The 10827-nt window shown below is 69.4% G+C and carries 8 protein-coding genes and 1 pseudogene; 5 read left to right on the top strand and 4 right to left on the bottom strand.

Annotation, left to right across the window (positions count from 1 at the left end):
• Positions 1 to 186: 186 nt before the first annotated feature.
• Positions 187 to 975 (bottom strand): SDR family NAD(P)-dependent oxidoreductase, encoded by a 789-nt coding sequence (locus tag GXW76_RS23585; protein WP_211864593.1) that lies wholly within the window; start codon positions 973 to 975, stop codon positions 187 to 189.
• A gap of 152 nt (positions 976 to 1127) precedes the next feature.
• On the opposite strand from GXW76_RS23585, the gene GXW76_RS23580 reads away from it, so the two are divergent.
• The 4 genes from GXW76_RS23580 to GXW76_RS23565 all read left to right on the top strand — a co-directional run bounded on the left by GXW76_RS23580 (position 1128) and on the right by GXW76_RS23565 (position 6550).
• Positions 1128 to 3212 carry a 3-hydroxyacyl-CoA dehydrogenase NAD-binding domain-containing protein gene (locus GXW76_RS23580; protein WP_211864592.1) on the top strand — a complete coding sequence of 695 codons (2085 nt, stop codon included), beginning with the start codon at positions 1128 to 1130 and terminating at the stop codon, positions 3210 to 3212.
• 24 nt (positions 3213 to 3236) lie between these two features.
• Positions 3237 to 4442, top strand: coding sequence for an acyl-CoA dehydrogenase family protein (locus GXW76_RS23575; protein ID WP_211864591.1), 1206 nt, complete (start codon positions 3237 to 3239; stop codon positions 4440 to 4442).
• A 6-nt stretch (positions 4443 to 4448) separates the two neighbouring features.
• The gene (locus tag GXW76_RS23570) at positions 4449 to 5591 is read left to right on the top strand and encodes an acyl-CoA dehydrogenase family protein (RefSeq protein ID WP_211864590.1); all 1143 of its coding nucleotides are present in this window, start codon (positions 4449 to 4451) and stop codon (positions 5589 to 5591) included.
• Between the two features lie 65 nt (positions 5592 to 5656).
• A complete protein-coding gene (locus GXW76_RS23565) occupies positions 5657 to 6550 on the top strand; it encodes a ketopantoate reductase family protein (protein WP_211864589.1) in 894 nt (297 codons plus the stop codon).
• A gap of 63 nt (positions 6551 to 6613) precedes the next feature.
• Here the strand turns inward: GXW76_RS23565 and GXW76_RS23560 are convergent, their stop codons facing one another.
• Together GXW76_RS23560 and trxC are read right to left on the bottom strand one after the other, a co-directional pair.
• Positions 6614 to 8947 carry a xanthine dehydrogenase family protein molybdopterin-binding subunit gene (locus GXW76_RS23560; protein WP_211864588.1) on the bottom strand — a complete coding sequence of 778 codons (2334 nt, stop codon included), beginning with the start codon at positions 8945 to 8947 and terminating at the stop codon, positions 6614 to 6616.
• A 76-nt stretch (positions 8948 to 9023) separates the two neighbouring features.
• Positions 9024 to 9461 (bottom strand): thioredoxin TrxC, encoded by a 438-nt coding sequence (trxC, locus tag GXW76_RS23555; protein WP_211864587.1) that lies wholly within the window; start codon positions 9459 to 9461, stop codon positions 9024 to 9026.
• 125 nt (positions 9462 to 9586) lie between these two features.
• Here trxC and GXW76_RS23550 point away from each other — a divergent pair, with 125 nt between their 5' ends.
• Entirely contained in the window at positions 9587 to 10483 is an 897-nt protein-coding gene (locus tag GXW76_RS23550; RefSeq protein ID WP_211864586.1) for a ribokinase, read from the top strand.
• Positions 10484 to 10493: 10 nt separating this feature from the next.
• Here GXW76_RS23550 and GXW76_RS23545 read toward each other — a convergent pair.
• Positions 10494 to 10827: pseudogene (locus GXW76_RS23545) on the bottom strand (hypothetical protein); the annotation flags it as partial.

The following is a 10827-nucleotide window of genomic DNA, read 5'->3' as shown; positions in this document are numbered from 1 at the left end:
GACCCGGAGCCGCCGGCCTCGTCGCGCCCCTCCCAGGCGGCGCAGTCGCCGCGTCCGCCCGTCACGCCGCCGCGCCAGCCGGCACCGCCGCGCGAAGGGCCGGGGATCAGCGTGAAGCCGCCGATCAATCGCGGCGCGCCGGCGCCCGGCTGGGACCCGAGCGGCAAGCCGCCCGGGTTCCGCTGATCACTCCTCGTCGTCGGAGCGCGAGGGCGGGCCGGCGAGCACGCCACCGTCGATCACGATTGTCTGACCGGTCATGAAGGAGCCGGCGGGGGAGGCGAGGAACACCGCCGCGCCGGCGATCTCGTCCGGTTCGCCGATGCGCTTCAGCGGCGTGTCCTTGGTGCGCTTCTTGTAGATGCCCGGGTCCTCCCACAGCGCGCGGGCGAAGTCGGTGCGGACCAGGCCCGGCGCGATGGCGTTGGCGCGCACGTTCTTCGGCCCCCATTCGACGGCGAGGTTGCGCACCAGCTGCATGTCGGCAGCCTTGGAGATCGCGTAGGCGCCGAGCACGGGCGAGCCGCGGAAGCCGCCGATGGACGAGACGATGATGACCGAGCCGCCGCCGCGTTCCGCCATGCCCGGCGCGGTCATGTGCGCGAGCCAGAGGTTCGACTTGATGTTGGAGGCCATGATTTTGTCGAAGATCTCGTCCGGCATGGTCGTGGCCGGGCCGAAATGCGGGTTGATCGCGGCGTTGCAGACCATGATGTCCACCTGGCCCCAGGTGGCGATGGCGGCATCGACCAGCGCCTGGCATTCATTCTTGCGGCCGATGTTGCAGGCTACCGCCATGGCGGTGCCGCCCTTGGCCTTGATGGCGTCCACGACCTCCTGGCAGGCGTCCACCTTGCGGGAGGAGACGACGACCTTGGCGCCGTGCTCGGCGAGGCGTTCGCAGATGGCGCGGCCGATGCCGCGGCTGCCGCCGGTGACGACGGCGACCTTGCCGGTGAGGTCGAAAAGGGACATGGCGTTGCGCTCCCGAAGTCTTGCGATGCCGCGAAAGCAGCATGCGCGGCGCGGTTCGGCAACAGGGGGTGGGGCGGCTTGCCGCCGGGCCGGTTCTGCCGGAAACTCCGGGCCAAGAAGGGCCGGCAGGCCCTGGCTTGCTTTAGGGAGTGATGCCCGTGTCCGATTTCGTCCAACACGTGGCCCAGGGCGATGTGCATGTCCTGCGGCTGAACAACCCGCCGGTGAATACGCTGCGGAATGAGCTCCGCGCAGGGCTTCTCGCGGGCGTGAACGCGGCGAAGGCGGCCGGTGCGAAGGCGGTGGTGCTGATCGGCACGGGCCGGATGTTCTGCGCCGGGGCCGAGATGACCGAGTTCGGCAAGCCGCGGCAGCCGCCCTCGCTCACCGATGTGTTCGATGCGATCGAGGGCTATCCCGGCATCGTCGTCGCGGCAATTCATGGATCGGCGCTGGGTGGCGGGCTTGAGCTGGCGCTCGCCTGCCATGCGCGCGTGGCGGTCGCGGATGCGCAGGTCGGGCTGCCGGAAGTGAAGCGCGGCTTCGTGCCCGGCGCGGGCGGCACGCAGCGCCTGCCGCGCATGATCGGGCCGGAGGCGGCGGCGAAGATCATCGTCAGCGGCGATCCGATCAAGGCGAGTGAGGCGAACAGGCTCGGCTTCGTCGATGCGATCATCGATGGCGATCTGGAAGCCGGCGCGGTCGCCTGGGCGAAGGCGAATATCGGCAAGACCTTCACGCTCGCACGCAACCGCACGGACAGGATCAGCGGGCAGGATCCGGCAGCCTTTGACGCGGTGGTGGCGGGGCTTCTGAAGCGGACGCGCGGACAGGAAAGCCCGAAGGGCTGCGCGGAAGCCGCGCGCGCTTCCTTCACCCTGCCCTTCGAGGAGGGGTTGAAGAAGGAACGGGAACTGTTCCAGTCGCTCGTTTCCGGCGAGCAGTCCAAGGCGCTGCGCCACATCTTCTTCGGCGAGCGCGAGGTGCTGCGCATTCCCGGCATGCCGGCCGAGGCGAAGTCGCTGCCGGTCGAGCGGCTGGTGGTGATCGGTGGCGGCACCATGGGCGGCGGCATCGCCATGAGCGCGGCGAACAACGGCGTGCCCGTGACCATTGTGGAAATGACGGATGAGGCGCTGCAGAAGGGCCTCGCGCGCTGCCATGCGAACTGGGAGCGGACGGTTTCCAGTGGGCGTCTGTCCCAGGCGGAATACGAGAAGCGCCGCGCGCTGCTGACCGGCAGCACGGATTTCGAGGGCACGGTCGCGAAGGGCGACCTCGTGATCGAGGCGGTCTTCGAGAACATGGACGTGAAGAAGCAGGTCTTCGCGCGGCTCGACAAGGCAGCGCGGCCGGGGGTGGTGCTGGCGTCCAACACCTCGACGCTGTCGATCGACGAGATCGCCTCGGCCACGAAGCGGCCGGAGCTGGTGGTGGGGATGCACTTCTTCTCGCCGGCGAACGTCATGCGCCTGCTGGAGAACGTGCGTGGCGCGAAGTCGTCCTGGACGACGATCGCGACCGCCACCGAGTTCGGCAAGCGGATCGGCAAGCTGCCGGTGCTCGTTGGCAACTGCGACGGCTTCGTCGGCAACCGCATGACCGGCAAGCGCACGCCGCAGGTCGAGAAGCTGCTGCTGGAAGGTTGCCTGCCGCAGGACATCGACAAGGTGATGGAAGGCTACGGCATGGCGATGGGGCCGCTCGCGACGGGCGACCTCGCGGGCCTCGACATCGGGGCCGCGGTGCGCAAGGCGCGCGGGACGGTGGCGCCGGTGGCGGATGCCGTGGTGGCGCTGGGGCGCTTCGGGCAGAAGACCGGCAAGGGCTGGTACATGTACGACGAGAAGCGCAACCGCCTGCCGGACCCGGAGGTGGAGCGCATCATCCTCGACGTGGCGGAAAAGATGCAGGTGCGGCGGCGGAAGATCTCGGACGAAGAGATCCTGGACCGCCTGCTGCTGCCGATGGTGAACGAGGGGGCGCGCATTCTCGAGGAAGGCGTCGCCTATCGTCCCATCGATATCGACGTGGTGTTCTGCAACGGCTTCGGCTGGCCGGCCTTCCGCGGTGGGCCGATGTTCTGGGCCGACACGCAGGGTCTGAAGACGGTGCGCGACAAGCTGGCGAAGTATGCCGAGGCGACGGGCGACGCCAACCTGAAGCCCGCCGCGCTGATCGAGAAGCTGGCCGCGGAGGGCGGGACCTTCGCCGGCATGGGCGCCAAGGCCGCCTGACGGAATCCCACTGGAGCAACGACGATGGAACTCCGCTTCACCGAAGAGGAACGCGCCTTCCGCCAGGAGGTGCGCGAATGGATCGACGCCAACCTGCCGGCCGAGACGCGCGAGCGCATGGCCTCCGGCCGCACGCCGACCAAGGCGATGCAGGTCGATTGGCAGAAGCGTCTCTATGCCAAGGGCTGGGCGGTGCCGCACTGGCCCGTCGAATGGGGTGGCCAGCCCTGGAGCGCGATCAAGCGCTTCATCCTGTCCGAGGAAATCCAGTCCACGCCGGCGCCCACGCCACTGGGTTTCAACTGCAACATGCTCGGGCCCGTGATGGTCGCCTTCGGCACGGAGGAGCAGAAGAAGCACTTCCTGCCGAAGATCGCGAACCTCGACCTTTGGTTCTGCCAGGGGTTTTCGGAGCCGGGGGCAGGGTCGGACCTCGCCTCGCTGAAGACGCGCGCGGTGCGCGAGGGCGATCACTACATCGTCAACGGCCAGAAGACCTGGACGACGCTGGCGCAGCACGCGGACTGGATCTTCCTGCTGGTGCGCACCGATCCGGGTGCGGCGAAGCAGCAGGAGGGCATCTCCTTCCTCATCGCCGACATGAAGACGCCGGGCATCACCGTGCGGCCGATCATCACCGTCGACGGCGCGCATGAGGTGAACGAGGTCTTCTTCGACGACGTGAAGGTGCCGGTGGCGAACCTGATCGGCACCGAGAACCGCGGCTGGGATTGCGCGAAGTTCCTGCTCTCGAACGAGCGCACGGGGCAGGCGCGCGTCGGCGCTTCCAAGGAACGCATCCGCCGGCTGAAGCTGATCGCGAAGGAAGCGCCGGGTGGTGCGCGGCCGGTGATGGAAGATCCGCGTTTCCGCTCGCGCCTCACAGATGTCGAGGTGCAGCTCAAGGCGCTGGAGATGACGACGCTGCGGGTGCTCGCGGACGAGAACCGTGCGCTCAGCCAGCGCAAGCCGAACCCGGCATCCTCGGTGCTGAAGATCCGCGGGACGGAATTGCAGCAGGCGATCTCGGAACTCTATGTCATGGCGGCGGGGCCGTATGGGCTGGTGTCGGCGGACCCGGAGGCGGATCGCTGGAACGAGCCCGAGGTGGCGCAGGACTGGCAGACGCTCGCGCAGGCGACCTACTTCAACTGGCGCAAGCAGAGCATCTACGGCGGATCCACCGAGATCCAGAAGAACATCATGGCCAAAGCGTTCCTGGGGCTCTGAAACGACATGGATTTCGATCTTTCCGAAGACCAGCGGCTTCTGCAGGACAGCCTGTCGAAGCTGCTGAAGGACAAGTACGGCTTCGAGCAGCGCAAGGGCTACATGAAGTCCGAGACCGGCTGGTCGCGTGACGTGTGGGCCGCCTATGCGGAACTCGGCCTGCTCGGCATGCCTTTCGCCGAGGAGGATGGCGGCCTCGGCTACGGCGCCGTCGAGACGATGATCGTCGCCGAGCAGATGGGACGCTCCCTGACGCTCGAGCCGTTCATGTCCACGGTGGTGATGGGCGGCGGCTTCCTGCGCCACGGCGCGACCGCCGAGCAGCGCGCGGCGATGGTGCCGGAGATCGCGGCCGGCAACCTGCTGCTCGCCTTCGCGCATACCGAACCGCAGTCGCGCTTCGACCTGAACGACGTGGCCACCACGGCGAAGAAGGACGGCGCGGGCTGGGCGATCGACGGCCGCAAGGGTGTCGTCGTGCATGGCGACACGGCGGACCAGCTGATCGTCACGGCGCGCATCTCGGGCGCGCGGCGTGACCGCGACGGCATCGGCGTGTTCCTGGTGCCGGCGAACGCGCAGGGCGTGACGCGGCGGGGCTTCGGCACGTCGGACGGGCAGCGCGCGGCCGACATCACCTTCGACAACGTGAAGGTGGGCGCGGAGGCGGAGCTGAAGGGCGGTCTCGCCCTGGCCGAGCGCGTGGTGGACGAGACCATGGCCGCGCTGTCGGCCGAGGCGATCGGCTGCATGGAAGCGGCGAAGGACCTGACGGTCGATTACCTGAAGACGCGCAAGCAGTTCGGGCGGCCGATCGGTTCCTTCCAGTCGTTGCAGCATCGCGCGGCGGAGATGATGGTCTGCCTCGAGCAGGCGCGCTCCATGGCGATGCTGGCGGCGATGATGGCGAGCGAGCCCGACGCGGCCGAGCGCCGCCGCCAGATGCGTGCCGTGAAGATCGAAATCGGCCGCAACGCTCGCTTCGTCGGCCAGCAGACGGTGCAGATGCATGGCGGCATCGCCATGACGATGGAGTATGCCGGCGGCCACTACCTCAAGCGGCTGACCGTCATCGAGAACATGTTCGGCGACATGGACCACCATCTCGCCGCCCTGAGCGAGGAAGGCGGCGTCTTCCTCGCAGCGTGAGGCCAAGGGCGGGGGAGGGCGACCTCCCCCGCCATGGCGCCCACGGTTCGAAGGAGGAGCGGAGCATGAAGCTTGCCGTGATGGGAGCCGGCGCCATCGGCTGCTTCTATGGCGGGCTGCTGGCACGCTCCGGCGCCTCGGTCACGCTGGTCGGGCGCGCCCAGCATGCCGATGCGATCCGGGAGCGTGGGCTTCTGCTCGAAATGGGCGGTGAACGGCATTCCGTGCCGGTGGGCGTCGCGACTTCCGCCGCGGGTCTGGCAGATGCGGAACTGGTGCTGTTCTGCGTGAAGTCCGGCGATACGGAGAAGGTCGGCGCGGAGATGGCGCCGCATCTGCGGCCGGATGCGACGATCCTGAGTTTCCAGAACGGCGTCGACAATGCCGCGCGGCTGGAGGTCGTGCTGGGCCGGCCTGTCGTGCCCGTGGCGGTCTATGTCGCGACGGAGATGGTCGGGCCAGGGCATGTCAGGCATCACGGGCGGGGGGATCTTCTCATCGGCCCGTCGGGAAGGAACGAGGAGATCCTTGCGCTGTTCGGCGCGGCCGGGATCGCCGCGCAGGTGTCGGAGAACGCGATCGGCGCGCTGTGGGGCAAGCTGGTGGTGAACTGCGCCTACAATGCGCTGTCGGCGCTGACGCGGCTTCCCTATGGCCGGATGATCCGCCTGGAAGGGGTCGAGGCGGTGATGCGGGATGTCGTCGAGGAATGCCGCGCGGTGGCGCAGGCCGCGGGCGTGACCCTTCCGGCGGATATGCTGGACAGCGTTCTCGGCCTGGCGGCGATGATGCCGGCGCAGTTCTCTTCGACGGCGCAGGATCTGCGGCGTGGCAAGCCGACCGAGATCGATCACCTCAATGGCTTCGTGGTCCGCAAGGGTACGGAGCTTGGTGTCCCGACCCCCGTGAACCGCCTCCTCCACACGCTGGTCAAGGCGGCCGAGACGAGCCGGTCCTAAACTCCCAAAGAAGGTTGAGGGGGGTTTACGGGGGGAGAAGTTCCCTTCTCCCCCCGTTTCCCGTCACGCCGCCTGGACCGCCGCCCAGATCTTCTCGGGCGTCGCCGGCATATCGATGTGCTTCCCGCCCAGCGCGTCCGAGATCGCATTCATCACCGCTGGCAGCGACCCCGCGCAGCCGGCCTCGCCGCAGCCCTTGGCGCCGAGCGGGTTGGTCTTGCAGGGATCCGGCGCGCTTTCGAAGGCGAAGGAGGGCAGGTCGTCCGCGCGCGGCAGGCCGTAATCCATGTAGGAGCCGGTCAGAAGCTGCCCGTCCTCGGAATAGGCGACGCGTTCATGCAACGCCTGGCCGATGCCCTGGACGATGCCGCCATGGGCCTGCCCTTCGACCAGCAGCGGGTTCACGATCACGCCGAAATCGTTGACCGAGGTGTAGCGGTCGATCTTCACGTGGCCGGTGTCGGGGTCGATCTCGACCTCGCAGACGTGGCAGCCGTTGGGATAGGCCATCGGCGCGTGGTCGAAGACGGTGCGGCTGTCGAGGCTGTTCGGCACGTCCTGGGGCAGGGGGCCGATCTGGCGGATCTTCGCGGCGAGTTCCATGATGCCGATGCCGCGGTCGGTGCCGGCGATGGTGAAGCGGCCGGCGGCGAATTCGATATCCTCGGCGGCGGCTTCCAGGACGAAGCCGGCGGCCTTGCGGCCCTTGTCGATGACGATGTCGGCGGCCGCCAGGATTGCGGCGCCGGAGGCCATCAGGGACTTGGAACCACCCGTGCCGCCACCGGCGACCAGGCGGTCGGAATCACCCTGCACCAGACGGATCCTGTCGAAAGGGACGCCCAGTTTGGCGTGCAACACCTGCGCGAAGGGCGTCCAGTGGCCCTGGCCGTAGTCGAGCGTGCCGGTGACGATGGTGACGGTGCCGTTCGGCTCGAAGACCAGTTCGCCCTGTTCCTTCGTCGGCGGCGCGGTGCATTCGAGGAAATTGCCGATGCCGCGCCCGCGCAACATGCCGCGCGCCTTGCTCTCGGCCTTGCGGGCGGCGAAGCCGTCCCAGTCCGCGGCTTCCAGCGCCTTGTCGAGTACCGCGGAGAAATCGCCGGAATCGTACACGGAACCGGACGGTGCGCTGAAGGGGAATTGTTCGACCTTGATGTGGTTCAGCTTGCGCAGCGCGATCGGGTCCTTGCCCATCTCGCGCGCGGCGGTCTCGATCAGCCGCTCCATGAAGTAGTTGCCTTCGGGACGGCCGGCACCGCGATAGGCGGAGATTGGCGTGGTGTTGGTCACGACGTTCCTCGTCTCCACCAGCAGCAGCGGCGTCGCGTAGTTCGACTGGATGTTCTTGGAGAAGTTGCCCGTCCCCATCAGGTTGCCGACGGTGGACAGGTAGCCGCCCATGTTGCCGAAGGAGACGATCTTCACCGCCAGGAAGCGACCATCGGCATCGAGCGCGAGCGAAGCCTCCGTCTCATGGTCGCGGCCATGGCAGTCGGAAAGGAAGGAACCGGTGCGCTCATCCGTCCACTTCACCGGCCGGCCGAGCACCTTCGCCGCGTGCAGCACGCAGGTGTATTCGGGATAGGCGCTGGCCTTCATGCCGAAGGACCCGCCGACATTGCCGGTCAGGATGCGGACCTTCCCGACCGGCACCTTCAGGATGTCGTTGGCCATCTGGTTGCGCAGGCCGAAGACGCCCTGGCTGCCGACATGCAGGATGTAGCGGCCCTCGGCGGCATCCCACTCGCCGATCGCGGAACGCGGCTCCATGGAGCAGACGATGATGCGGTTGCTGCGGATCGACAGGGTCGTGACGTGCGCGGCCTTGCCGAAGGCTTCCGCGACCTTCTCCGCGTCGCCGTAGCGGAAGTCGAGCACGACGTTGCCCGGCACGTGGTCGTAGAGTTGCGGCGCGCCCGGTGCCGCGGCGGCGGAGGCCTCCGTCACCGCATCGAGCGCGTCGATGTCCATCTCGACCATCTCGGCGGCGTCCTTGGCCTGCGCCTTGGTCTCGGCCACCACGAAGGCGACCGGGTCGCCGACGAAGCGCACCTTGTCGGCCGCGAGCGGCCCGCGCGCGATATTGATCAGCGGGCTGCCGTCCTTGTTCTTCAGCGGCAGCGTGCTGCGCATCGGCCCGTATTCAGCCATGTCGGCGGCGGTGAAGACGCCGAGCACGCCGGGCATGGCCTTCGCTGCCTCGGTGCCGATGCGGTTGATGATGCCGTGCGCGTAGGGGCTGCGCACCATCACGCACCAGGCCTGGCCGGGCACCGAGAGATCGTCCGTGTAGCGCCCCTGGCCGCGCAGCAGGGTCGGATCCTCCTGCCGCGGCACGGGCTGGCCGATCCCGAACTTGAGCATGGTGGGATCAGCCAGGATCGTATCAGGCATGGGGGGCCTCGGCGCAGTGTGTCGGAATACCCCACAGGTTAGGCTGAGTTTGCTGCGGTGCAACCCGGGGCCGGCCTCAGCCGGCGTGTTGGAGTGCCCATGCAACGATCTGCCGCGCCGGCATCGCGCCGGGGTGGCGCGCCACCTCGCGCCCCTCGCGGAACATCACCAGCATCGGGATGCTGCGGATTGCCAGTTCCTGGGCCAGTGCCGGCGCCTCCTCGGTCGAGACCTTCGCCAGGCGGATCGCAGGCCCGAGGGAGGCGGCCGCGGCCTCGAACTCCGGGGCCATGGCGCGGCAGGGGGCGCACCAGGAAGCCCAGAAATCCACCAGCAGGGGCAGGGAGTCGGATCGCAGGTGGCGCCGGAACCGCGCCTCGTCGAGGACAAGGGGGCGGTCCTCGAACAATGCGCGGCGGCACGCGCCGCAGACCGGGCGATGAGCGAGCCGCACCGCGGGCACGCGGTTCAGCGCGTCGCAATGCGGACAGACGACCTGAAGGATCTCGGTCATGGCCGGGTCCCGTTCGACTGGAAGCCCATCCTCCCAAGGTATCGGTTGCCGCGCCTTGAGGCCCCGCAAACCTTGACCCCAGGCGCGGCCTGACCCCAGCGTCCGCCGATCGGGCGGAGGGCAATATGGGCCGGGTTCTCGTCATCGGCTCCTACAATCGCGACACGGTGCTGCGCGTTCCGCGCTTCCCGCAGCCGGGCGAGACCCTGGCGGCGGAGGGGATCGACCGCTTCCACGGCGGCAAAGGCAGCAACCAAGCGGTCGCCGCCGTGCGGGCGGGCGCCGAGGTCGCGATCGTCGCCGCGCTGGGTCGCGACGCCCCGGGCGACGCGGCGATGGCGCTGTGGGCGACCGAGGGCATCGGGACCGCCGCTGTGACGCGGCATGACATCCTGCCGACGGGCGAGGCGCTGATCCTCGTCGATGCGCGGGGCGAGAACGAGATCGTCATCGTCGCCGGCGCCAATGCCGCGCTCGGCGCCGAGGCGGCGGCCGAGGCGGCCGGGCACGCGGGGGGGATCGTCGTTGCCCAGCTCGAAACGCCGCCCGGCGCCACCGAGGCCGGGTTCCGCGCCGCGCGGGAGGCCGGCGCGACGACGCTGCTCAATGCCGCCCCGGCGCGGCCGTTGCCGCCATCCCTGCTGGAGGCGACCGACCTCCTGGTGGTGAACGAGACGGAGGCGGCGCTCCTGCTCGGCCATGACGACGCGCCGGGCGAGTTGGCACGTGCCCTGGCGCCCCGCTTCGCGCGTGGCGTGGTGCTGACAGCCGGCGCGCAGGGGGCGGTCTGGGCCGGGCGGGACGGCGCCGTCCGGCACGCCCCGGCCCCGAAGGTGGAGGTGGTGGACAGCACCGGCGCCGGCGACGCCTTCATCGGCGCCTTCGCCGCGGCCCTGGCGGAGGGGCGGGAGGAAGGGGAGGCGCTGCGCCGCGGCGTGGTCGCCGGGGCGCTGGCCTGCCGCCAGGCCGGGGCGGTGCCGTCCCTGCCGCGCCTCGCGGCGATCCTGGAGGCGGGGGGCTGACCCCCGCGCCTCAGTAGCCGTAGTAGCCGCGCGGCTCGGGCTGCGGGTAGTAGGGCTGCGGCTGCCAGTAGGAACCGGGCGGCTGCTGGTAGGCCTGCGGCGGCGGCGGGGCGGGCTGCTGGTAATAGGGCGCGCCGACATAGCCAGGCCCCGGCGGCGGGTAATACGCCGTGCCGCCGACCGGAGCGGGCGCGTAGCCCGGCTGGGGCTGGGGCTGCGGATAGGCCTGGCCATAGCCCTGGCCGCCATAGCCCCCCTGGTAGGGCGGCGGCTGCTGCGGCGTGGTGGCGGCGCCGATAGCGGCGCCGCCGAGCCCGCCCGCGAGCGCGCCGATGGCCGCGCCG

It is taken from the genome of Neoroseomonas soli, from assembly GCF_018129065.1.
Taxonomy (GTDB): Bacteria; Pseudomonadota; Alphaproteobacteria; order Acetobacterales; family Acetobacteraceae; genus Neoroseomonas; species Neoroseomonas soli.
This window is presented reverse-complemented; position numbering and strand designations above follow the sequence as displayed.

Bases quoted from the DNA above. Each gene is read 5' to 3' on its own strand.
- GXW76_RS23585 (WP_211864593.1), bottom strand. From the start codon at position 975: ATGTCCCTTTTCGACCTCACCGGCAAGGTCGCCGTCGTCACCGGCGGC.
- GXW76_RS23580 (WP_211864592.1), top strand. From the start codon at position 1,128: ATGCCCGTGTCCGATTTCGTCCAACACGTGGCCCAGGGCGATGTGCAT.
- GXW76_RS23575 (WP_211864591.1), top strand. From the start codon at position 3,237: ATGGAACTCCGCTTCACCGAAGAGGAACGCGCCTTCCGCCAGGAGGTG.
- GXW76_RS23570 (WP_211864590.1), top strand. From the start codon at position 4,449: ATGGATTTCGATCTTTCCGAAGACCAGCGGCTTCTGCAGGACAGCCTG.
- GXW76_RS23565 (WP_211864589.1), top strand. From the start codon at position 5,657: ATGAAGCTTGCCGTGATGGGAGCCGGCGCCATCGGCTGCTTCTATGGC.
- GXW76_RS23560 (WP_211864588.1), bottom strand. From the start codon at position 8,947: ATGCCTGATACGATCCTGGCTGATCCCACCATGCTCAAGTTCGGGATC.
- trxC (WP_211864587.1), bottom strand. From the start codon at position 9,461: ATGACCGAGATCCTTCAGGTCGTCTGTCCGCATTGCGACGCGCTGAAC.
- GXW76_RS23550 (WP_211864586.1), top strand. From the start codon at position 9,587: ATGGGCCGGGTTCTCGTCATCGGCTCCTACAATCGCGACACGGTGCTG.